Origin of the sequence: Occallatibacter sp., from assembly GCF_049582745.1 — a bacterium.
Lineage (GTDB): Bacteria > Acidobacteriota > Terriglobia > Terriglobales > Acidobacteriaceae > Telmatobacter.
Map to the genome: position 1 here is coordinate 21,449 of NZ_JBAUUO010000010.1, position 24,487 is coordinate 45,935.

Annotated in this window: 13 protein-coding genes; 12 read left to right on the forward strand and 1 reads right to left on the reverse strand. The window is 59.6% G+C overall.

Features of this window, described 5'->3' with window-relative positions; all coding sequences use genetic code 11:
• Nucleotides 1–69 precede the first annotated feature (69 nt).
• The 12 genes from WCA10_RS01090 (at nt 70) to WCA10_RS01145 (ending at nt 21,558) form a co-directional block, all read left to right on the forward strand.
• The gene (locus WCA10_RS01090; RefSeq protein WP_472820631.1) at nt 70–1,257 is read left to right on the forward strand and encodes an acetyl-CoA C-acetyltransferase; all 1,188 of its coding nucleotides are present in this window, start codon (nt 70–72) and stop codon (nt 1,255–1,257) included.
• 186 nt (nt 1,258–1,443) lie between these two features.
• Entirely contained in the window at nt 1,444–2,691 is a 1,248-nt protein-coding gene (locus WCA10_RS01095; RefSeq protein WP_472820632.1) for an efflux RND transporter periplasmic adaptor subunit, read from the forward strand.
• A 112-nt stretch (nt 2,692–2,803) separates the two neighbouring features.
• On the forward strand, nt 2,804–3,523 hold the full coding sequence (locus WCA10_RS01100) for an ABC transporter ATP-binding protein (RefSeq protein ID WP_348264820.1): 720 nt from the start codon (nt 2,804–2,806) through the stop codon (nt 3,521–3,523).
• Between the two features lies 1 nt (nt 3,524).
• The gene (locus WCA10_RS01105) at nt 3,525–5,975 is read left to right on the forward strand and encodes an ABC transporter permease (RefSeq protein ID WP_472820633.1); all 2,451 of its coding nucleotides are present in this window, start codon (nt 3,525–3,527) and stop codon (nt 5,973–5,975) included.
• A gap of 40 nt (nt 5,976–6,015) precedes the next feature.
• Nucleotides 6,016–8,610, forward strand: a complete 2,595-nt coding sequence (locus WCA10_RS01110) for an ABC transporter permease (RefSeq protein ID WP_472820634.1) — start codon at nt 6,016–6,018, stop codon at nt 8,608–8,610.
• Between the two features lie 45 nt (nt 8,611–8,655).
• On the forward strand, nt 8,656–11,130 hold the full coding sequence (locus WCA10_RS01115; RefSeq protein WP_472820635.1) for an ADOP family duplicated permease: 2,475 nt from the start codon (nt 8,656–8,658) through the stop codon (nt 11,128–11,130).
• A gap of 12 nt (nt 11,131–11,142) precedes the next feature.
• Nucleotides 11,143–13,674 (forward strand): ABC transporter permease, encoded by a 2,532-nt coding sequence (locus tag WCA10_RS01120; protein WP_472820636.1) that lies wholly within the window; start codon nt 11,143–11,145, stop codon nt 13,672–13,674.
• Between the two features lie 22 nt (nt 13,675–13,696).
• Nucleotides 13,697–16,168 carry an ABC transporter permease gene (locus WCA10_RS01125; protein ID WP_472820637.1) on the forward strand — a complete coding sequence of 824 codons (2,472 nt, stop codon included), beginning with the start codon at nt 13,697–13,699 and terminating at the stop codon, nt 16,166–16,168.
• Nucleotides 16,169–16,178: 10 nt separating this feature from the next.
• A complete protein-coding gene (locus WCA10_RS01130; RefSeq protein ID WP_472820638.1) occupies nt 16,179–16,883 on the forward strand; it encodes an ABC transporter ATP-binding protein in 705 nt (234 codons plus the stop codon).
• On the forward strand, nt 16,880–18,856 hold the full coding sequence (locus tag WCA10_RS01135) for a TolC family protein (protein ID WP_472820639.1): 1,977 nt from the start codon (nt 16,880–16,882) through the stop codon (nt 18,854–18,856). The genes WCA10_RS01130 and WCA10_RS01135 overlap by 4 nt, the downstream gene beginning before the upstream one ends.
• 1 nt (nt 18,857) lies before the next feature.
• The gene (locus WCA10_RS01140; protein ID WP_472820640.1) at nt 18,858–20,231 is read left to right on the forward strand and encodes a sigma-54-dependent transcriptional regulator; all 1,374 of its coding nucleotides are present in this window, start codon (nt 18,858–18,860) and stop codon (nt 20,229–20,231) included.
• 7 nt (nt 20,232–20,238) lie between these two features.
• Nucleotides 20,239–21,558: a sensor histidine kinase gene (locus WCA10_RS01145; protein WP_472820641.1), complete on the forward strand. Its 1,320-nt coding sequence runs from the start codon at nt 20,239–20,241 to the stop codon at nt 21,556–21,558.
• A gap of 6 nt (nt 21,559–21,564) precedes the next feature.
• On the opposite strand, the gene WCA10_RS01150 is transcribed toward WCA10_RS01145, so the two are convergent.
• On the reverse strand, nt 21,565–24,477 hold the full coding sequence (locus tag WCA10_RS01150; RefSeq protein ID WP_472820642.1) for a ligand-binding sensor domain-containing diguanylate cyclase: 2,913 nt from the start codon (nt 24,475–24,477) through the stop codon (nt 21,565–21,567).
• Nucleotides 24,478–24,487: the final 10 nt, after the last annotated feature.

Below are 24,487 nucleotides of genomic sequence, written 5' to 3' on the forward strand. Positions count from 1 at the left end.
GACGAGCGCATCGAATGAATGTCATCGTAATATGGGTGGTCTCAAGTTTTATTACTCAGGGGTAGAAAGATGAAAGAAGTAGTAATCGTCTCAGCAGTTCGTACGCCGATCGGAAAATTCCAGGGCTCATTGCAGTCCTACACGGCGCCGAAACTCGGCGCACTGGTGGTGCGCGAGGCAGTGAGGCGAGCTGGGGTTGAACCTGCGAAGGTGGACGAGACCATCATGGGCTGCGTCCTGCAGGCCGGTGTCGGCCAGAGCCCTGCGCGCCAGGCCGCCATCTTTGCCGGCCTTCCCCCTGAAGTGGGTGCGCTTACCGTAAACCAGGTCTGCGGATCGGGCCTGCGCGCCGTTTCGCTTGCCGCCCAGGCCATTCAAGCAGGGGACTCCGAGATCGTCGCGGCCGGCGGCATGGAGTCGATGTCAAACGCGCCCTACCTGCTGCCCCAGGCGCGGAATGGCTATCGCATGGGCAACGGCGTCCTGGTAGACGCCATGATTCACGACGGTCTATGGGACGTATACAACCAGTTCCACATGGGCGCTGCCGCTGAAATGGTGGCAGAAAAGTACCACATCACCCGCGAAGATCAGGACGCCTTCGCCGCAGAATCGCATCGCCGCGCCGCCGCTGCGACCGCCGCAGGACGCTTCCGCGCGCAGATCCTACCCGTTGAAGTTCCATCTGCCCAAAAGGGAGAACCTCCGCGCGCCTTCGATGCCGACGAAGCCATTCGCCCCGACACCACCGCCGAAGTGCTCGCGAAACTCAAGCCTGCTTTCAAACCGGGTGGTACCGTAACTGCCGGCAACGCGCCTGGCGTCAGCGACGGCGCCGCCGCAGTGGTTGTCACCAGCGCCGACCAGGCTGCGGAACTGGACTTGAAGCCCATGGTCATCATTCGCGCCCAGTCCCAGGCCGGCCTGGCGCCAGAGTGGTTCTCACTCGCGCCGATCGACGCCGTGCGTAAAGTCGTCTCCAAAGCGGGCTGGTCCCTCGACTCTGTCGATCTATTTGAGCTGAACGAAGCATTCAGTGTGCAGGCCCTCGCCGTGATCCGCGAACTTGGCCTCGATCCGGCCCGCGTCAACGTGAACGGCGGAGCAATAGCCCTAGGCCACCCCATCGGCGCCAGCGGCGCAGCCGTCTTAGTCAAGCTCATCTACGCCATGGCTGACCGCGGCGCCAAACGGGGCATCGCTTCACTGTGCCTGGGTGGCGGCAGCGCCGTGGCCTTGGCCATCGAATCGCTGTGACGTGATTTGGCGTGCGATCTGGAACTGTCCGATATCGGACAATCCGCGCCGCTACCGGTCACTTCAACTCCCATTGCTTCAGAGTCTTAGGATGCATAACCCGTTTAATTCGAATAGCTAGACGCTCGCCGCCTTTGGCATGGCAAGTGCTCCCATCCAGGGGTGATGGATATCGCACGGCCAGACTTGAAGAAACAAAAACGGCGCCGCCTCTACATTTGGGCCGGCATTGGGGTGGTTGTCCTTACGATTGCGGTGGTACTGGTTTCCCGGCTCAAGCCGGCAGCTCCCACGGTCGATGCGTCAACCATTTGGCCAGACACCGTGAAGCGCGGAGATTTTACCCGCCAGGTGCACGGTTCAACAGGCACGCTTGTTCCCCGCGAAGATTCGATCGAGCTCATCCCGGCGCTCACTGACGCTACCGTCGTGCGCATCCGCGTGCTGCCCGGCACCATCGTGAAGCCGGATACCATTTTGATGGATCTCTCAGCCCCGGAACTCGAACAGAAGCTGCTCGACGCCAAGCTGCAGGTAAAGCAGGCCGAGTCCGATTACAAGGCCCAGGAGGCGCAGCTGCAAAGCACCCTGATGGACAAAAAGATCGCGGCCGCGCAGGTGAACGCCGAAGACTCCCAGGACCAGATACAGGCTAAGACCGACGAACAACTATTGAAGCTCGGCGTAATTGCCGGGATTGCTTACGACAAGTCGAAAAATACCGCCGACCAGCTTGCCGCGCAGCACAAGCTCAGCCTGCAGCAGCTCGATGTCAACGAGAAGAATATCCAAGTGCAGCTTGCGTCCTCGCAGTCCAAGATCGACCAGGCGAAGACGCTGATGGCGCTCTATCAGAAGCAGACTGATGCACTCGAAGTGCGGGCTGCCATCGCCGGCGAAGTCGACCCCCTCCCGGTCCCCATGTCAGTCGGCACCCATGTCACCGCTGGCACCTCACTTGCCGAGGTCGTGCAGCTGGGCAAATTGAAGGCAGCTCTCCAGATCGCTGAAACCCAGGCGCGCGACATCCAAATCGGACTGCCCGCTTCCATCGATACGCATAACGGAGTCGTTCCGGGCCATGTCGCCAGAATTGATCCTGCCGTATTGAACGGAACCCGCACCGTTGACGTACAACTGGATGGGCCTCTTCCTGCGGGTGCCGTGAAGGGGTTGAGTGTGGATGGAACCATCGACCTGGAACATTTGCACGACGTGCTGTACGTTGGCCGCCCTGCGCTGGGCAATGAAAACTCGACGCTGAGTCTGTTCAAGGAGTCTCCGGACCACAAGACAGCCGAACGTGTTCAGGTGAAGGTAGGCAAAGCAAGTGTGAACAGCATCCAGGTGCTCGACGGTTTGAAGGAAGGCGATACCGTAATTCTTTCCGACATGTCGCGCTACGACGCCGTAGATCGTATTCGTCTCGAGTAATTGCCGGGCGAATCGGTAGCAATCTTCAGGGACCGGCCAGAAATCAGGATTGACAATCATTTCTGATCGCTGACAACTGATAACTGACAACTGAATTCACGAGGGGGATTGGATGGCAAACGACAAGCTGATTGACATTGAAGACCTGACCAAAGTCTTCTACACCGATGAAGTGGAAACCCATGCGCTCTCTGGCATTCACCTCACCATCTCGCGTGGAGAGTACGTGGCAATGTCCGGCCCGTCGGGCTGCGGCAAATCCACGCTGCTATCCATCCTTGGTCTGCTGGATACACCCACGGGCGGCAAATATCTGCTCAACAACAAGCCTGTTGAGAATCTGAGTTTCGGCGAGCGCTCGCGCATTCGCAACCAGGAGATCGGCTTCATCTTCCAGAGTTTTAACCTGATCGGCGATCTCACCGTGGAAGAAAACGTCGAGCTGCCGCTTACCTATCGCGCCGGAATGCCGTCGGCGGAGCGCAAGAAGCGCGTCAAGGAAGCCCTGGAACGCGTCAACATGGCGCACCGCATGCGGCACTATCCCGCACAGCTCTCCGGCGGTCAACAGCAGCGTGTCGCCGTAGCCCGCGCACTGGCTGGATCTCCTTCGATCCTGCTGGCCGATGAGCCTACCGGAAACCTCGACTCGAAAAACGGCGAAGCCGTCATGCATCTGCTTGCCGACCTGCACCGCGAAGGTTCAACCATCTGCATGGTGACGCACGATCCGCGTTTTGCCAAGCATGCCGAGCGTGAAGTGCATCTCTTCGACGGCAAGGTCGTATCGGAAGACGAGCTCAAGAAACTCACGGAAGAAGTGGAGGCCTAAAGTGTTTGGCCAGGACTTGCGATACGCTGTACGCCAGCTGCGCATGTCGCCTGGCTTTACGCTGACAGCCGTGCTGACACTGGCGCTGGGCATTGGCGCCTTGACCACGGTAGCAACGTGGACCAATGCGGTTTTGTTCAATCCCTGGCCGCAGGTGCGGGATGCGGGAGCGCTGCGCTTTGTTTCAGCGACCGTGCTCGGCAGCAACGGCTACTCTGTCCACTACGATCAGCTGCAATACCTGCGTCAGCAGTCGCGCTCTTTCAGCGATGCGGCTGCCTTCAACTTTGCTCCGCTCAACCTTGCTTTACCGAATATGCAACCGCAGGCGATTCCCGCCGGGACCGTCTCGTCGAATTACTTCCAGATGCTGGGAGTCAAACCGGAACTCGGCACCTTCTTTCAACCGACGGCCAACGACCGCGCCTATGGTTCGATGGACGCGATCGTCCTTTCTGATGCGTTATGGCGCGACCGATTTAGCGCAGACCCCTCCGTTATCGGTCGCCCCGTTTCCATCAATCGGCATGTCTTCACCGTCGTCGCTGTCGCGCCCAGGGAATTCGCGGGCATCTTCGGCGGCCTCGCTGAAGCTGCATGGGTGCCGCTTTCCTCCTTACGCGACCTCTCCGCCGACGCACCCCCTGATCCGTTGCTGCATACGGGGCTCCAAGTCGTAGTTCGCCTGCGTCCCGGTGTCACCGACTCCACTGCCAAGGCTGAAATCCACACCCTGGCACGGTCTTTTGCTCTCGCGCAGCACAACAACCAATACAACAGCTGGGATCTGAACCTTTACGACTCCGCGCATTTCCAGCGCGGATTATTTTCCGTAATCGGCCAGGTACTTCCTGTGCTGGTGGGTGCCTCCTGCCTGCTAATGCTGCTGGTTTGCATCAACATCGCTTCTCTGCTTGGCCAGCACGCAGCACGACGCCGTCGCGAAATCGCGATCCGTACCGCTCTTGGCGCAAAGCCCGCCCGCATCGCTTCCCAGGTATTTATCGAGACCAGTCTGCTGGCGGTTTCCGGTGCCCTTGTCGGATGGGCTGTGAATGTGGGGATCTCCAGGTCTCTTTATGTCCTGCTACCCGACTTCGGCATGCCGCTCACCTTCAATCTGCACAGCGACTGGCGCATCATCACGTTCGTCGCCGCCGTCGCCATCGCCATCACTTTGATTTGCGGCATGTACCCAGTTCGCCAGTCTCTTCGCGTTTCTCAGCGGGAAGCCCTGCATGAGGGAAGTCCGACGGTGGCCGGATCGAGCCGCAAGAGAATCGGCCAGAGGTTACTGCTCGGCGTTCAGTTGGGCATCTGCTTCATCGTGCTCGCCTGCTGTGGTCTGCTCACGCGCTCTGCACTCAATATCTTTAATCGCCCCACCGGATTCGATCGAACCAATACGCTTACCGCGGTCATCGATCTTTCCAGGGCTGGCTACAAAGACGATCGCGCGCGTCGCTTCCTTACCCAGCTTCTCGATCGTCTGCAGAACTCATCCGGTGTCTCTTTGGCCACGGTTACAACGCATCTCCCGATGGGCGACTGGGGCTCCGGCAACACCCGCGCCTTCAGCATTCCCGGTTACGTTCCCGGCAAAGGCGAGGACAACTCGGTGGTGACTGACTTCGATGGCCCCAACTTCTTTCGAACTGTGGGAATTCAGCTGCAGCAGGGCCGCGATTTTGCTTCATCCGACGATGACGCCGCCCCCAGGGTAGCTGTCATCAACGAGTCGATGGCCCACCGCTACTGGCCCAAGGGAAATGCACTCGGCAGCAGTATTGTTGTGGACAAGATCCAGCGTCAAATCGTCGGTATCGTGCATGACTACGCCTATCACAGCCCCGACAATACGGATCCCAACCCTGTCGTCTTCCTTCCATTGCTTCAGGGAAGGTCTGGATACGGTTTCGCCATCATCGCCATTCATACTCGTGCCGGCGCGGATTCCGTAGTATCGCAACTGCGCAAGGCCGTCAGCGATCTCGATTCGTCTCTTCCCCTCGAGAACGTTCGCACACTCGAAAACATTACCGGCGCGCAATATCAGATGTCGCGCATTCCCGCGGAATTGTTGGGCGTTTACGCCATCTGCAGCGTGCTTGTCGCCATGATGGGGCTGTATGCGGTGATGGCCTACTCGGTGATCGAACGCAATCGTGAGTTTGCTTTACGTATGGCTCTCGGTTCATCGCGTCAGGGAATCTTCCGGCTGGTCTTGCAGGGAAGTGCAGGCGTCATTCTCATTGGGCTTGTCGCAGGCGGTCTCGGTTCGATTGCTGCGGTGCGCCTTCTGCGCTCCATGCTGTTCAACGTCGCTCCCTTTGATCCCGTGAGCTTCAGCGGTGCGGCTTTCGCGTTGATCATCACGGTGCTGATCGCTGGTTTCATGCCTGCGCGTCGCGCTGCCAGCATTCAGCCGATGCAGGCGCTCAGAAACGAATAAGGCACGATCCAGACCCTCAACCCAACGGAGCTGAATCGCGATGAATCAAATGTTCAACAACACGATGCAGGATATTCGCCTCGCACTGCGTCAGTTGCGCAAGTCTCCTGGATTCGCGGCCACCGCAATCATCACGCTCGCGCTTGGCATCGGCGCCAACACCGCGATCTTCACGCTGGTACAAGGCATTCTGCTGCGTTCGCTTCCTGTTGCCGATCCTGCCCTGCTCTATCGTATCGGCGACACCGACGATTGCTGCGTCAACGGCGGATTCGTCGGAGAGAACGGCGACTTCGATATCTTCTCCTACGATCTCTATCGGCAATTGAAGGAAAATGCTCCTGAGTTTGAATCGCTTGCCGCTGTGCAAGCCGGCCAGGGTCAATGGAGCGTGCGCCGCGGCAACGCTCTTCCGCGAGAACTGCGTGGGGAGTTCGTCACCGGAAATTACTTTTCCACGCTTGGAGTCGGCTCCTACGCAGGCAGAGTCTTCAGCGACACCGATGATCGTGCGACGTCTTCGCCGGTGGTCGTGCTAAGCTTCCGCTCCTGGCAAAATGAGTTCGGCGCCGATTCATCCATTGTCGGCCAGGTCGTCTCCATCCAGGCGCATCCGTTCACCGTCATCGGTATTGCCCCGCCGTCCTTCTTCGGCGACCGCGTATCCGAAAACCCTCCCGATTTCTGGTTGCCTGTAAACCGGGAGCCCTACGCACGTGGCGAGAGTTCCATCCTTCATCATCCCGAGCAAAACTGGCTTTATCCACTGGGTCGAGTCCGGCCCGGTACCAATGTTGCTGCTCTTCAACAGAAGCTCTCCGCTGCCCTGCGCAATTGGCTCTCTACACGCACTGCCTATACCGATCACGGCGGCTCGGCCATCATTCCCAAACAGCACGTGACCATCGTTCCCGGGGGTGGCGGCATTCAGAGCATGCAGCAGGAAACCGGCCGCGGGCTCAAGATGCTCATGATCCTTTCTTCAGTCGTGCTTCTGATCGCCTGCGCGAATATTGCGAACTTGGTCCTCGCGCGCAGCACTACTCATCGCGGCGACATCGCCGTTCGGATGGCTCTTGGTGCCGGTCGCTCTCGCGTGATCCGTCAGATCGTCACCGAGAGCGTCCTGCTTAGTTGCCTCGGTGGACTCGCAGGTCTTGCTGTAGCTTATGAGGGATCGCGGACGATTCTGGCCCTTGCTTTCCCCGATGCTCACAACCTCCCAATTAATGCCAGCCCGTCGCTCGCTGTGCTCGGATTTGCCTTCCTGATTTCGTTGATCACCGGCGTAGCGTTCGGATTCGCGCCGGCATGGCTGTCATCGCATGCGCAGCCAGCCGAAGTTCTGCGCGGAGTTAATCGGTCGACGCGCGATCGTTCCGCGTTTCCGCAACGCGCGCTGGTTGTCTTTCAGGCTGCGCTTTCACTTGTGCTGCTGGCCGGTGCAATCCTGATGACCAAGTCACTCAATAACCTGGAACATCAGAACTTCGGTGTCACCACAGCAAACCGTTACGTCATGCACGTTGATCCGGCCGGGGCCGGCTATACCGAAGATCGGCTTCCAGCGCTCTACCGCCAGATCGAAGACCGCTTCTCGTCGTTGCCGGGAGTCGCCAATATCGGCATGGCTCTCTACAGTCCGCTTGAGGGCGATAACTGGGGCGAGTGTGTCATTCAGCAGGGCCACCCTGCACCGGGACCCAACGACAAATGTGGATCCACGTGGGACCGGGTCAGCCCGCACCTTCTTCAATCGATCGGCGTGCCCATCATTCACGGCCGCGATCTCTCCGACCAGGACACGCAGGCCACGCAGCCGGTCGCGATCGTCAACCAGGAATTCGTCAAACGCTTTTATCCCAATCAAGACCCCATCGGCAAACACTTCGGTATCGATCTGCCGCAGTATTCCGGCGCGTTTGAAATTGTCGGCGTTTTTCACGATTTCAAGATGAACAATCCGCGTAGCGAGCCGCGCCCCGTGTTTCTGCGGCCCCTTGCGCAGTATTACAACGGTTACAAGACATGGACCGGACCCGGAGCGCCGCCGTCGTTTATTGACGCAATCGCAACCGGCGAAACGCAGTCGATGTTTATCGACGCCATCATCGTCAATTTCCGCAGGCCCGAGCAGAACGCCGACGAGCTTTTGCGCCGGACGCTGGCATCCATCGATCCGAATATGACGGTCGTGGATCTTCGCAAGTTTGACACGCAGGTCGCGAACAATTTCACGCAGGATCGGCTGGTCGCCCGCCTCACAACCCTGTTCGGCATCGTGGCGCTCATTCTCGCATCGGTGGGACTCTATGGTGTCATGTCCTACTTCGTCGTCCGGCGCACCAGCGAAATCGGCATTCGCATGGCCCTGGGCGCTACGCGTTCAAGCGTCCTGGCCATGGTAATGCGCGGCGCGCTCTGGCAGGTGCTGATTGGCCTGTGCCTGGGCATTCCCGCTTCTCTCTACGCAGGCTACCTGATGAAAAGCCTTCTCTATGGCGTGGCCAGCTACGATCCTTGGGCGCTCGCAGGTGCGCCTCTTATGCTTGTCCTCTGTGCCGTCGCTGCCGGGTTCATCCCCGCGCGACGTGCCTCATCCATTGAACCCATGCGTGCTCTGCGCATCGACTAGCAGACGCGCTTTGCGCATTGAGTAGCAGAAAGGCGGGCGAGCGAGATGAACAGACTGGCTAACGACATGCGCTACGCATTCCGTCAGTTGCGGCGTGCACCCGGATTCGCATTCACCGCCGTGCTCACGCTCGCTCTCGGCATCGGCGCCAGTTCCGCCATCTTCTGCCTCATCGACGGCCTCTGGCTTCATCCTCTTCATGTTCCGCACCCAGGCGAACTAGTTCGCATCTTTGCCACCACTCGGCAGGTTTCCAGCGCCGAGGAAGGCGTGGACACGTACTTCACTTACTCTGACTATCGGACTCTGGCCGCGCGGACGACGGCTCTCAAAACCCTGGTCGCCCTAGGCCGCCGCGGCAGCATGATCCAACGTCCTGATGGCACGGCGGAGCTGTTGCTGACCAATGTCGTGACCGCTAATTTCTTTGATGGCCTCGGTGTCCATCCTCTGCTGGGTCGCATTTTCAAACCATCCGATGCTGCGCAACTCCGCACCCACCCCGGCGTGCTGCTGGGCTACGGCTTCTGGCAGCGCGAGTTCGCCGGGGATCCCCACATTGTCGGACGCCAGCTCTCCATCATGCGTGGGGAGCATCATCGCACCCAGGTGGACATCTGGGGCGTGCTGCCTCCGTCGTTCCGTGAGATCGACAACGGTATGGACCGCGACCTGTGGATGCCCGTGGAGACCTGGGCTGCTGTCGCTCGCGCAGATGAGTTGACCTCGCACGAATTCCGCTGGTTCAAGCTGCTTGGCCGTCTCGCGCCGGGTGCGACGCTTTCTCAAGTCAATGAGCAGGTTAGGGCCACTGCCGAAACTCTCTCGGCGTCCGATCCGAAGGACGAGCAAGGGCGCAGTGCGCGTGCCGTCAGCGATCTTTCTTATCGAATGGAGCGGGCGGGAACAACCGGAGTCGTGCTCTTCGTCATCGTCGGATGCGTCGTTTTATTGGGGACACTCAACCTCGCGCAAATTATGCTGGCGCGGGCGCTGGCACGCTCGCCCGAAGTTGCCCTGCATCTCTCGCTGGGCGCGCATCGTCGCACGGTCGCGCGGCAGTTGCTGATCGAGAATCTGCTGCTCGGCGTTTTCGGATTGGCCGCGGGTCTGACGGTTGCCGGGGCGATTGCAAAGTTTTTGCCGAGGCTGCTGGTCAGCGAGCCCGCCATGTTAGTCGCGATTGGTGACACGTCGACAAACTTCCAATTGGATTGGAGGGTCTTCTCGTTTGCGGCAATGCTTTCTGTGTTTACGTTGCTGCTGCTTGCACTGGTCCCGTTAAGCCAGGTCGCAAGGGCAGAGTTGCTGCCCGTCCTGCAATCAGCGTCCACCACCAGAACCGAGGCTAGGACGCCTATTCTTCGCCGTGCCGCGATCTGGTTGCAGATCGCTGTTTCATTTGCGTTGCTTATCTCGACCAGCGCGCTGGTGCGGAGCTTTATCAATACTCGCACGCAGTCCATCGGTCTCACGCGCGGACAAGTTCTTCTCGCATGGACTCAGGAGCCCGACGCTCCCATGCGCGATGAAGTCATCCAGCGGATGGAGGCGATGCCAGGTGTCGATCGCGTGGCCTATGCGATTCGCGCCCCGCTCAGCCTCTCCGAAGGCGGCATCGCGCTAAAGGCAATGCTCCCGGGCCACCCTGAGCTGCGCGATCCCATTGAGATCAAGTACAACGCCGTCAGCCCCGGCTTTCTCGACGTCATCGGTACGCGCATCCTTCGTGGTCGGGGCTTCGCGCCGTCTGACGATCAGCCCGGTCCGGCCGCAATTCTGATCAACCATTCCATGGCGCAAAAATACTGGCCGGGTCATGATCCTATCGGCCAAACAATAGAACTTGTCGGCTATAGCGACGGGTCTCTGCCAAATACCGCGGCGCGCATTATTGGAGTCACGGAAGATGCTCCCATCAATCAAGTTGGCGAGATCCCCGAGCCCTACATCTACATGCCGTTTCACCTGTCTCATATGGGCGAGATCACCTTTGCGCTCGCAACAAAACAAAACGCCATGAGCCTGGCGCGGTCAACGCGGCAGGTGCTTATTCATATCAACCCGTTGCTCGACCCCATGATGGTCACCTCGCTGCCCGAACTGATCCGTTATTCCGCAGGCAACTATCAGATGATGGCCGAACTGGTAACCGCTTTGGGCTTTATCGGCCTTGCGCTCACCATCGTTGGCCTCTACGGATTCCTCGCCTTCCGCGTCAACCAGCGGCGGCGCGAGATCGGCATTCGCATGGCTCTCGGCGCTTCCCGCGAAACTACCGCCCTGCTCATCCTTCGCGATACGGCCCGCATGGCATGCATCGGCCTCGCACTCGGCATCGTTCTTGCCCTCGGCGCCACCCGACTAGAAACCTCGATGCTCTTCGGCGTGCGTCCGCTCGACACGCTCTCAATCATCTATGCGCTCGCCGTGCTGGCTATCGCTATTACTCTCGCAGCGTGGCTCCCCGCACGCCGCGCAGCTTCCATTGATCCCATGCAGGCCCTGCGTACTGAATAAGGAGAGGTCACAATGAATTCGTTCGTGCAGGATCTTCGTTACGCTCTTCGCCAATTGCGCAAGTCGCCCGGATTCACCATCACCGTGGTGCTGACACTTGCCCTCGGCATCGGCGCAAATGCAGCCGTCTTCACCCTCTTCGATCAGGTCCTGCTGCGCATGCTTCCCGTCCAACACCCGCAGGAACTGGTTCGCTTCGAGTGGAGCGGAGCCTTCAACGGCTCCATGAGCAGCTTCGGCGGCGACAGCGAAGGCCATGTCAACTACTTCTCCTATCCCATGTATAAGGACCTGCGCGATCGGAACCAGGTCTTCAGCGGAATCCTCGCAGCCGATAAAGCTCAGGTGGGCCTCTCCTGGCACAACCAGGCAGAAAACAACGACGGCGAAGTTGTCTCCGGTAATTACTTCCAGTTGCTCGGCCTAAAGCCGGCCGCCGGCCGCCTATTCTCGCACGAAGACGAAACGGCTAAAGATGCCAATCCCGTAACCGTGCTCAGCTACAACTACTGGCGCACCCACCTTGGTTCCGCGCGCGACGTGATCGGCCAGACGATTCTCATCAACGGCCACTCGTTCACCATCATCGGTGTCGCGCCTCCTGGCTTCGATTCCGCGATCGGCGGCTATCGCCCCAGCGTGTTTGTGCCCACGACCATGATCGACTACGCGATTCCCTGGCGCGCGCCCATCGATGACCTGACAAATCATCGTTCCACGTGGCTCACACTCGTCGCGCGCCTCAAGCCCGGAGTCACCCGCCAGCAGGCCGAAGCAAGCATGGGCCCCCTCTGGCGATCTTTGCGCGCCGAAGAATTCGCGTCGTTCAAGTCCACCTCAGAGAGATTCCATAAACGGTTTGTCGACCTATCCACCATTCGCGTCCTCGACGACTCCAAGGGTTTCAATCCCAACCGCATCGATCTCCAGAAACCGCTCGTGATCTTGATGAGCATGGCCTGCCTGCTCGTCGTTCTCTGCGCCATCAATGTCGCGACCCTGCTCCTGTTACGGGCTGCCAATCGCGCCTGTGAAATGTCAATGCGCTACGCACTCGGCGCAAACCGCAGCCGCATCTTCTCGCAATTGATGATCGAGGGCGGCGTGCTCGGCCTGACCGGCGCGATCGCCGGAATTCTTCTGGCGCCCGTGGTCGCAACCGCACTGGTGCGCATTCTCACCAACTCCGATCCAGGAGCGGAACCATACTCCGCCTCGGTCGATATTCGCGTGCTGCTCTTCACGTTGGGGATTTCCGTTCTGACAACGTTGTTCTTCAGCATTGCCCCGGTTTTCCATTTCATCCGCCCCAATCTGGCCGGAACCATGCGGCAAAACACCGGGACTCTTTCGCGCGATTCTCAGCGCTTCCGCAAATTCGCCGTCGGCGCGCAGATCGCGCTCAGCGTCATGTTGCTCGGCGGCGCCGGACTCTTTCTGCGTACACTCGATAATCTCCGTCACCAGTCGCTCGGATTTGAAACTGCAAACCTTGCAGTCTTCTCGCTCGATCCCGCTAACTCCGGATATGGCGGAGAACCCATCCCAGAAATCGTCAATAGCTCTATCGAATCGCTGCGTCGCCTTCCCGGCGTTGTTTCTGTCGCGGCCAATACCGATCCCGAACTCGTGGGCGATACCGAAACTTCCAATTACTCGATCCAGGGCTATAAGCCGACTGAAGATGAGCGCATGAATTTCGAGGAGCCGCGCATCACGCCCGGGTACTTCGCCACCATTCATCAGCCCATTCTCGTTGGCCGTGAATTCACCGCCGCAGATGCAAAAGGCCAACCAGAAGTCGCAATCGTCAATCTCGCATTCGCCAAGCGCTTCTTCGGAACGCCGCAGAATGCTGTCGGACGCCTTATAACGGAAGGCTCGAGCGACAAGCCGAATTTCAATATCACCATCGTCGGTGTCGTAGGCGACATTCGCCACACCGATCTGCGCACGCCGCTCGGCCCTACGGTCTATCAAGCGTACGCACAGATGAAGCATCCTGGCGGCGTTGCCATCTACGTGCGATCGTCGGCTCCGCCTGCAAGCATCGAGGGAGCTATCCGCCAGACCATCCATCAGCTTGACCCGGCCCTGGTCGTCGACGGATTGCGCACCATGGAAGCGCAAGTCCAGCGCAGCGCGGCCGATGAACGCGCACTGGCCTTTCTCGCTGTCGGCTTTGCCGGACTCGCCCTGATCCTAGCCGCAGTAGGGCTTTACGGCGTGCTTGCATATTCCACCGAGCAGCGCACCCGCGAAATCGGGGTTCGCCTCGCGCTCGGCTCATCGCGATCCGTCATCGTTCTGCTCGTCGTTCGCGAAATGGCGATCATTGCGGCCGTAGCTACCGCAGTCGCTCTTCCTTCGCTCATTGCTCTTGGCCGTCTCTTCCGCAGTCAGTTGTATGGAGTCTCCACCTTTGATCCGCTGACGCTATGCGGAGCTGTCATTCTCACTGTAGTTATGCTTTGTGTGGCCGCCGCATTGCCTGCCCGGCGTGCCGCGGGCGTTGAGCCCATGCAGGCCTTACGCACTGAATAGCGCGACGCGCAGAAAGGATTTCATGTTGCAAACGACGATGCAGGATGTGCGGTATACGATCCGTCAGTGGCGGCGCGCTCCCGGCTTCGCACTTACCGTCGTGGCAGTCCTCGCACTCGGCCTCGGCGCCAACATCGCTGTCTTCACATTGCTCAATGGAATTCTCTTGCGCCCGCTTCCGTATGCGCATCCCGATCGCATTGTCTCCATTGAACTCGGCGGCCCCATGCCGTATTACAACCTGGCTTACGCAAACATGCTGCAGCTTCGCGATGCTGTCGGTGCGCGCCTGAAGATCGGCGCGGTCCTCAACGAAGGATCGTCCTTCGCAAGCATCGTAGGGCCCGGCGGACGTTACCAGGTTACCCACGCCGCCGTCACCGCGGGACTCTTCGACATGCTTGGTGTGCAACCAGTTCTCGGTCGAGGTTTTCGCGAAGATGAGAACGATCCTGGACGAAATCGCGTGCTTCTCATTGGAGATGACGTTTGGCACAAGGTCTTCAACGCCGATCCGAATATTATCGGCAAGAGTCTCACCGTACGTCGCGCACCGTACACCATCATTGGCGTCCTTCCCAAGGGATTCTTCTTCTGGTACGCCGACAAAATGGCAGTCTGGTCGCCTGCCGCGATTCCTCCCGCCGCGCGCTCGGCGATGTCCGGTAAAGACAACATCGGCGGTTCGCTCTACGCCCGCCTTCCCGAGGGAATGTCGGCTACGCAACTGGCTGCAGATCTCAGCCGCGCGCAATCCGTCATTGCAAAAGAAGTCTCTAACGACCAGTTGCCGACCAGCATCAAGGTTACGGGTTATCAAAACTCTCTGACCGAGGACGTGCGTAAACCACTCTGGCTTTTGTACGCCGTTGTAATCGGTATCTGGGCCCTTGCGTGCCTCAATGTCACCAGCCTCATGCTTGCCCGCGCCGTCTCGCGTACACGCGAGCGAGCGGTGCGTGCCGCCCTTGGCGCCGCCCGCCGCCGTTTGCTGCAGCAGACTGTCGTCGAGAGCCTGCTTCTCAGCGCCATCGGCGCAGTCGTCGGCATGCTCTTCGGTCAATCCGCCATCAAACTCCTGTGGTGCCAGATTGAGCAGAAGTTGCCGCTTACCCAGACCATTCACGTCGATTGGCGTGTGATGCTCTGCCTCGCGGGCCTCACGCTGCTGACCGCGCTGATTGCGGGATTGTTTCCTGCCTTCAGAGCCATGCGCCACGATGTGCGCGGAAGCCTCGGCGGCGTTACTACAACTTCATCCTCCGGCGCCAATCGGACGCGTGAAGCACTCGTCGTTGGCCAGCTAGCGCTCGCGCTCGTCTTTCTTGTTGGCGCAGGATTGTTCCTTCGCACCATCCATGCGCTGCGCGAGGTGCCGCTCGGCTTCACCCAGCAGAACGTCCTCACTGGAGGCATCATTCTCAATGCGAGTGAAGGTGATTTCGACGAGTCCGCTCCGGCCGCCGGCAATGTTGTGAATACCTCTTACCTGCCGCTCCTCGAACACCTCCGCGCCATCCCCGGCGTTCGCGTGGCTGCTCTCAGCTCCGTGTTGCCGCTTCGCTTTGAGATGCAGGTCACGCTCATCACCTCGCTCGACCACAAGGATGTCCCCTACGATCAGCAGCCGAAAGGCGACGGGCGCATCGCATCCCCCGGACTCGTCGAAGCGCTGGGGATTCCGATGGTGCGCGGCCGCTTCTTCACCGAAGACGACACCCCCACGGCGCCTCCCGTTGCCGTCATCAATAAGGCTTTCGCCGATAAATATCTCCCCGCTCAGGATCCCATCGGCCATATTCTCTCCATGGGTAAGGGCAAATTCAGCAACATCCGCATCGTGGGTGAAATCGCAAACGTCAAGCAACTCACTGTGACCGATGCAACTCGGCCGGAGATCTACTTTTGCCTCGCGCAGGTTGAGCCCGGAACTCCGCTCTACGGCATCGCAACTGCATTCATTCAGGTCGCCATTCGCGCCGCGGTTCCGGCCGATGCTCTCCGCGCACAATTCGACAAAGTGCTCCACGAAGTAGCGCCCGACGCAACCACCACCGACGTCAAAACCATCCATCAAGCCGTCGAAGACTCATTCGGCAGTCAGAAGCTCATTGCTTACCTCCTGGAGACCTTTGCCGCGCTTGCCCTCATGATCGCCTCCGTCGGCCTCTACGGTCTTCTATCCTTCGCCGTTGCGCAGCGCACCCGCGAAATCGGCATCCGCATGGCGCTCGGCGCTCAGCAGGCCAACATCCTCAGCCTTGTCCTCCGTTGCGCCGCGGTACTGGTCGCCATCGGTCTTTCACTCGGCGGCATCTTCGCGTGGTTCGCCGCTCGATTCGCAAGCAGCTATATCTACGGTGTTCACGCGCACGACGCCGTGACGTTCGCCGCTGTGATCGTAGTGCTCACCGCGTCTTCATTTTTTGCCGCATGGCTGCCCGCGCGTCGCGCCGCAGCCGTCGACCCAATTTTTGCCTTGAGATCGGAGTAAAACAACCGCCATGATCGACTTGAAAAACATCGAACGCAGTTATAAAACGGGCCACGCCGAAACCTGGGTGCTGCGCCGCATCAATCTCACCATCCGCGAGGGCGAATTCCTTACCATCATGGGCCCGTCCGGAGCAGGGAAGTCGTCGCTCCTGAACGTGCTCGCTCTGCTCGATGACAGTTGGCTGGGCGAATACTGGTTCGCCTCAACGCCGGTGCACTCGCTCAATCGCAAGCAGCGCGCCGATCTTGCTCGCCAACGCATCGGCATGGTCTTCCAGAGCTACCACCTGCTCGACGACCTCACCGTCGCCGAGAACATCGACCTTCCGTTGTCATACAAAAACCTGCCGTCGAAAGACCGCGGGGGCATGGTCGCCGACATTCTCGACCGTTTCCAGATTGTCGCCAAGAAAGACCTCTTTCCCAACCAGCTCTCGGGTGGACAGCAACAGCTTGTCGGCATCGCGCGCGCTGTCGTGCATGCGCCGTCGCTCCTGCTGGCCGACGAGCCCACCGGGAACCTGCACTCCACGCAGGCACGCGAAATCATGGACCTCTTCTGCGAACTCAATCGTGCCGGCACCACTATCGTGCAGGTCACGCACTCTGAAGAAAACGCCCGCTACGGCAAGCGCATCATCGAGCTGCGCGATGGCTGGATGACTCGTGACGAAAATCTGCAGACCGCCGCACCGGAGGTCAGCGCACAGTGAAGAACCCACAGGTGAAGGCATTGAAAAGGAATTCAGGAATCTCCATCGGCAAGCGTTTTATTGCAGGCGTGGCAATCATCCTCCTCCAGGCGAACATGGCGTTCGCGGCTCAATCGGACTCCATAAACGGTCCGGCGCAAAGTGCGCCTCAGGCCACCACGACGCTGCAGACGTCCCGTCAGGTTCCGTTCAACGAAATGCTGCAGCACTCGCACAATCCCTTCGATGCGTATCGCGGAAAAATTGTGCCGCCACCCAGCATGGCGAACTCCCTGCGCCTCAATTCGCTTGTCCGCGACGGCAAGCTCTACCTCTCGCTGCAAAACGCAATCGATCTCGCTCTCGAGAACAACCTCGACCTGGTCATAGCGCGATATAACTTGCCCATCGCGCAGATGGATATTCTGCGTACCCAGGCAGGCGGATTCACGAGAGGCGTAAATACCGGCGTAGTCTCCGGAACACCCGGCGGCGCGGCAAGCGGTACCGGCAGCGGTAGCGGGGCCGGCGGCACAAGCACCGGGAGCGGCGGCGCCGGCGCCGGGAGCGGCGGTCTTGTGCAATCTACCTTTGGCGTCGGGAGCAACGTTTCCAGCTTCGATCCCTTCATCGTTGCCAAGATCTACAACGACCACACCTCGCAGCAGTTGACGAACCAGACGGTCTTGGGCGTCTCCACTTATCACCTGAACGAAAACCTTGCAAACATTAGTTATCAAGAGGCTTTCCCAACCGGGACCTACTTTGAAGCTGATTTCAATAACAACCGGCAGACATCGAACAGCCCAAACAATTCCTTGAATCCGCAGCTTTTTTCCAACCTGCAGATCATCTTCCAGCAACAGTTGCTCGCCGGATTCGGAACCGGCCCGAACTTGCGCTATCTACGAATTGCCAAAACCAACCAGAAAATCGGGGACATCGCATTCAAGGCACAGATCATTGCGACCGTCACCCAGATCTGCAATATCTACTGGGACCTTGTAAACGCCTACGACACCGAACAGGTTGGCGAGCGCTCGGTTGCTTTTGCCACGGAGACTCTCGACACCAGCCGCAAGCAACTCGCGCTCCAGGCCATTCCTGAGATGGACGTCCTGAAAGCTGAGAGCGAAGTAGCCACACGCCAGCAGGACCTGACGGTCGCGCGCACAAACCTTGAACTTCAGGAACTCTACATGAAGAACGCCATCACCCGTTCTTTCGACGATCCAGTTCTTCAGGAGTTGCCAGTAGTGCCGACGGATCATCTCGCCGCTCAGATACAGCCGGAGACCGAGCCGGTGCAGCAGAGTATCGCTGACGCGCTCAAGAATCGCACTGAAATCCAGGAAAACGCCCTCGACCTGAGCAACCGCGAGCTGACCCGTAAGTCAGCTCGCAACAACCTGCTGCCGCAACTCAGTCTCTATGGCTTTTACTCCGGGACAGCATTCGGAGGAGTCCCGAATCCGGCATTCGCTGCATCGAACACTGCTCCTGGCGGATACGGCGGCACACTCGAAAATGCGCTGAATAACTCTTCACCCGAGTACCAGGTTGGTCTCCAACTCCAGATGCCTCTGCGCAATCGCCAGGCCAAGGCCGACCAGTACCGCACCGAGCTCGAGTACCGCCAATCGCAGGTGTACGCTGAAGAGTTGAAGAAGAACATTGTTATTGAAGTGCGAAACGCACGCTACGCGGTGGAGCAGGGAGCGAGCCGAGTGGATGCCGCCAAAGAGGCGCGCGACCTCGCTCAGCGCACACTCGATATCATGCAGAAAGAGCAAAAACTTGGGGCCGGATCCAACCAGCAGACGCTGTCTGCAGAGCATGATCTGTCGGTGGCGGAATCGGCGCTCGTAACGGCTCAAACAGCATACGAAAAGGCTCGCATTCAGTTGAAGTATTCCACCGGTTCCGTGCTGGAGGAATACGGAATCTCGATCGACGCCGCAAAAACCGGCGTAGTAGAGGCGGATAAACCCTAAAATGCCAGACCCTCGCAAGAGCGAACGAATCCGGGTTTTAGTTGCCGACGATCAACCCCACATCCTCGAGGCTGTGGAACTGCTGCTTGAGCCGCAGGGCATGCATGTGGACTGTGTCCGTTCGCCGCAGCTTCTTCTTGAGGCGCTTGGCCAGGCCGACTACGATGTCCTGCTCATCGACCTCAACTACACGCGTGACACAACCTCAGGCCAGGAGGGCCTCGATCTGCTCGCTCGTTTGCAGGAGATCGATCCGCGCATGCCCGTCATTGTCATGACGGCATGGGGCAACATCGACCTCGCCGTCGAAAGCATCAAGCGCGGCGCTCGCGATTTTATCCAGAAACCATGGGAGAACGAGCGCCTCATCTCGCTGGTCCGCGTTCACGCCGAACTGCACCAGGCCCTTCGCCGTGCGCGCCAGCTCGAACTCGAAAACCGGCTGCTGCGTGCCGAAGGGATGCCCGACTTTGTGGCCGCCGCGCCCTCCATGCAGCCCGTGCTCGAACTCATCGGCCAGGTGGGTCCATCTGACGCCAACGTCCTCATCACCGGAGAACACGGCACCGGAAAAGAGATCGTCTCCAAGCTCCTGCACGCCGCTTCGCCGCGATCGCGCATGCCCCTCGTTGCCGTCAATGCGGGGGGCCTGCCTGAGGGTACCTTCGAAAGCGAGATCTTCGGCCACGTCAAAGGCGCATTTACCGATGCGCGCTCCGACCGTGTCGGACGCTTCGAACTGGCCAACGGCGGCACCCTGTTTCTCGACGAAATCGCCAACGTCCCGCTTCGCCAGCAGGCCAAGCTCCTGCGCGTTCTTGAAACCGGCGAGCTTGAGCGCGTCGGCTCCTCGCAAACGCGGCGCGTTGACGTGCGCGTATTGTCCGCAACCAACGCCAACCTGCCCGAAGAAGCCAAGGCAGGAAATTTTCGCGAAGATCTGCTCTTCCGCATCAACACAGTGGAGATCCATATTCCCGCCCTGCGCGAACGACGCGAAGACATTCCCCTGCTGGCCGTACACTTCCTCAACCGCAATCGCTCGCGCTACCGCAAGCAGGTTACAGGTTTCTCACCCGCTGCCATGCAGCAGATGATGCAATACCCATGGCCCGGCAACGTGCGCGAACTCGAACACACCGTGGAGCGTGCCGTGCTGCTGTGCCGCGGTGAAGAGATTGAGCCCGCCAACCTCGCCATCGCTTCGGCAAAATCCTCGGCAACCAATTTTGAGAACATGAGTATCGATGAGGTTGAGGCTTTGCTTATTCGCAAGGTCCTCCGCCGCTGCGACGGCAACATATCGCAAGCCTCTGAGGCTCTCGGTCTAAGCCGGGCCGCGCTCTACCGCCGCATCGAAAAATATGGCTTATGAAAGGCACGTGCGGAAACGCAAGCCCTCGGCCCTGCGCCGAGCATGGCTATTCTGTTTCTTGCTGGCTTTGCCTACGTTCCTCTTTGCCGGAATCCTTCTTTGGCAGCAGCATGTAACCTTCGCCCCCGCTCTGCTGCTGCTGCTTTGTCTCTTTATCTATCTCCTGCTTATTGCGGCCACGCTTATCGAAGGTCTGATGCGTCCACTGCAGACGCTCTCCAACGTCGTCTCTTCCCTGCGTGAAGGAGACTACTCGTTTCGCGCCCGTGGCGCAGGTTCCCGAGACGCTCTCGGCGAGCTGGCTGGGGAAATCAACGCACTCGCCGACCTTCTGCAAAAGCAGCGCGTACGCTCGCTTGAAGCCACCGCACTGCTGGCGCGCATCCTCGAAGTCATGCACGCACCGCTGTTCGCCTTCGATCGTGAAGACCTTCTCCAACTGGTGAACAACGCAGGAGCGCAGCTTCTTGGCCGCCCACTGGCGCGTTGCTTCGGCCACAGCGCGCGGGAACTGGCGCTCGATAATCTTCTCGCCTCCGCCGACCAGAGCGTTCACTCCTTCGGTACCAAGCCCTCACGCTGGCTTCTTCGCAAGGCGCTCTTCCGCCAGGACGGCGCACCGCATACCCTCCTGCTGCTTGCCGATGTCAGCCAACCCCTGCAGGAAGAAGAACAGATTGCATGGAAACGCCTGATTCGCGTTCTCGGTCACGAGCTGTCCAACTCCCTCGCACCCATCAAGTCCATCGCCGGAAGCCTTCTGGCGCGTGCCGAGAGCATCGGCGGCGACGATGCCACAATCCGCGATTTCCGCCGCGGTCTCAGTGTCGTTGAAAGCCGCGCCGACGCCCTGCATCGCTTCGTGCAGTCCTATCGGTTGCTCGCACAATTACCTCCGCCGCATTTCAAGCCGGTGCAGACAGGCCCGCTGCTCGAGCGGGTTGCGCTCCTCGAGCAGCGCGCGTCCGTCCGCCTCGATCCCGGTCCGCCTGTCATGCTCAACGCCGATCCCGACCAACTCGAACAGATGTTCATCAATCTGCTCACCAACGCCGTCGACGCATCGCTGGCCAACGGGGCCAAGCCTGTCCGCATCGGATGGCGCATTGCAGAGTCGGATCTCGTAGTCGGCATCGAAGACAGCGGTCTTGGTATCGCCAACACCGAGAATCTCTTTGTCCCCTTCTATACCACCAAGCCCCAGGGCAGCGGTGTCGGGCTCGCGCTCGCGCAGCAGATTGCCCGCGCTCATGGCGGCGAAATCCGGCTGGTGAATCGTGAGGATGGACCGGGGGCACGGGCCATCATTCATCTGCCCCTGGCGTGATCGGCCTTATCCCGCGGCGGAAATGGAAACCACTGTCGATTTAATCTCTGTAGCCATCACGCAGTTGCGCCCGGCGTTCTTGGCGCGATAGAGAGCCGCATCGGCAATCTGGATCATCTCTTCGTAATTCGTCGGATAGCCCGCCGCAACGCCGAAGCTCGCCGTCACCGAGAATGTCTCGTCGCCCTCGCCAAGCCGTGTCGCTTCCACCGTGGCGCGCATATGTTCAGCCCTGGCACGCGTTGCCTCAAAGTTCGATCCCGGCAGGATCAGCAGGAATTCCTCGCCGCCGTAGCGGCCCACCCAGTCGTAACTCCGCACTGCGCGCTGGAAGATGGCGCCCATTTCGCGCAGCGTGAGGTCGCCCGCCACATGGCCCATCGCATCGTTGACGCGCTTGAAATAATCCAGGTCTACCAGGATGATGCTGAGCGGCGATCCATCGCGTTGCGAACGATCCACTTCGCCACGCAACCGTTCCACGATGATGCGGTGATTCCATAAACCAGTCAGTCCGTCGTGCTCCGCAAAGTGCCGCATCTGCTCCCGCGTGCGCACCAACTCGGTCTTCTCGCGCTCCAGATCCTGCGTGCGCCCCTTCACAGCTTCTTCTAGCTGCCGCTTCTGCCGCATCAGCTGGCTCACGCGTCGGCGCCACGTCCATACCGCCAGTACAAGGACCATAAGGCCCAGTTCCCACTTGATGTACTTGTCCTGCCACCACAGCGGAAGGATCGTGAACGAGAACGATGCTACCGGCGAAACCGTGCTGCCGGCCGCATTCACCGCGGCAACCTCAAAACGATAGGAGCCGGGCTCAAGATGGCGATAGTGCAGCGTCATCTCCCGCGTCTCCTCCCAGCCGGAGTCCTGCTCGCCAATCAGCCGGTAGCGAATACCAATGTCCTGCGTATCCTTGAACGAAAGCAGCGCCATCGAAATCGTCAGCTGGTTCGAACTCCACTTCACTGAACCACCGTCAGCCACCGGCACAGCGCCCAGCATCACCTGCGAAATGGCGGGTGGCGGCGGCGATCCCGCCAGTGCATCCTGCGGCGCGATCAGATGACTCAGCCCGCCCGATGTGCCGATCCACATGCTTCCGTCTCGATCCTCGGTCATCGCAAAGCTGTCCGTGTCATTCCAGATCAACCCATCGTCCTGCGTAAAGCTCCGCCAGCGATGCCCATCGAACACCGTCACGCCTGCGTCTTCGCCCACCCACAGCCAGCCGCGATGATCCACCACCAGCGAGACAATTTCTTCCGACATCAGCGGCGGCCGCCCGATGTGTTCCGCTTCCACTACCTTGTTTCCGTTCACATGCAGCCGCATCAAGTCCTGCGAGGGGCCTGCCGCCCAGATATCTCCGTTCCAGTCGACAGCAATCAAGTCAGGCCTGGCTCCCGACGTGCCCGGATCGGTCGCGTGCCAGCCTTTGTCGTCGTGCTTGAAAAGCCCCTGGTCTGAAGTCACCCAGAGGTTCCCCGACTGATCCTTGCTCATGTCTGTAACGCGAAGCGCCGCCTTCGGGAACGCCGGATCGATCACCTGATGTGCGGTGCGGTCGGCTCCGCTCGGATCCAGCTCAAACATCCCGCTCACTGTCGCAATCCAGAGGCGATGCGGCCCATCCGCGAGGAGTCGGTACACCGCCGGCACCGTCTGTTGTTTCCCGGCGAGCGTCTTCGAGTCAATCCTGGTCAGGCTTCCTGCCATGCTGCCCATCCAGATCGCTCCATCCGCGGTCACTTCCAGCGATCCCGCGCGTGCTACATGCACACCCGGCGAATGCCAGATTTTGGGAGCATTGCCGCCCGCCGGAATCCAGTCGAGGCCCGATTCCGTGCCAATCCACAATCTTCCGTTGTGATCGCGCGACATCGACCACACCAGGTTGTCGCGCAACCCGTCGTTTTGTGTGTAAGCCTCCCAGCGATCCTCACCAACCCAGCGCAGCAGCCCGTGGCCCACCACTCCCATCCAGATCGAGCCCTCGCGATCAACAAACAGTTCCTGTATTTCAAACGGCGACAGGCCGTTGTGGTCTGTGACCAGTCGCCAGTGGTCCTTTTCCCAAAGTGCCAGCTCAGATCCCTGCGCCGTGAGGATGCGTCCCTGTCCATCCTCAGCAAGTGTTGGATACGCCTCCGACGTTGGCTCTCCCGGCAGATCGCGAACGTAAGCGCGGCTGCCGTCGGGCAGCATCTCGACCACATGCTGATTGCTGCGCAGCCAGATGTGCCCGTTGCGCGCCACCATCATCGTCAGCCACTGCTCTTCCGGCAGTCCCAGGGTTGCGCGCATTTGTGTCGTTTTCCCGGCATTCAACCGGCAAAGATCTCTCTCGCAGCCGTACCACAACGAACCATCGGGTCCGTAGAGCACGCTCCAGACAAACCCGCCCTGCAGGTTTAGAGGCGTTGCAACCCAGTCGTCGGTCCCACGCCGTTTTAGCAATACGCCGTGGCTGCTTGAAGCGGTTACAACTTCGCCCCGATGGTTCGACGTAAAGGTCGTGCCGGTCGGATGTGTGAATTCGTTCAGCGCATAGGGAAGCTGGACCGAAGAGAATCTTCCGTCCTTGCGTTCAAAGTAAACGCCTGCCGAAGTTCCCACCCATAGGGTTCCGTCCGGACTGATATACACGTTGTCGATGATGCGATCGGGAATTCCCTCGGCCGCGCCGTAGCGTTGGAACTGGCCGCCGTCGTACCGGTAAAGCCCGTTCTGCGTCCCCACCCACAGATAACCGATCCGGTCCTGCTGGATTGAGGTGATGTTGGGGTTTCCAAGACCCTGGATATATTCGCGAAAACTGTACCGTTGCGCCGACGAGGTCGCACAGATCCAGCCGAGCGCCACGAACATGGCTATCGCGCGCCATAGCAAACTGCTCGATTTCGATTTCCGATTCATCAAGGTCGGT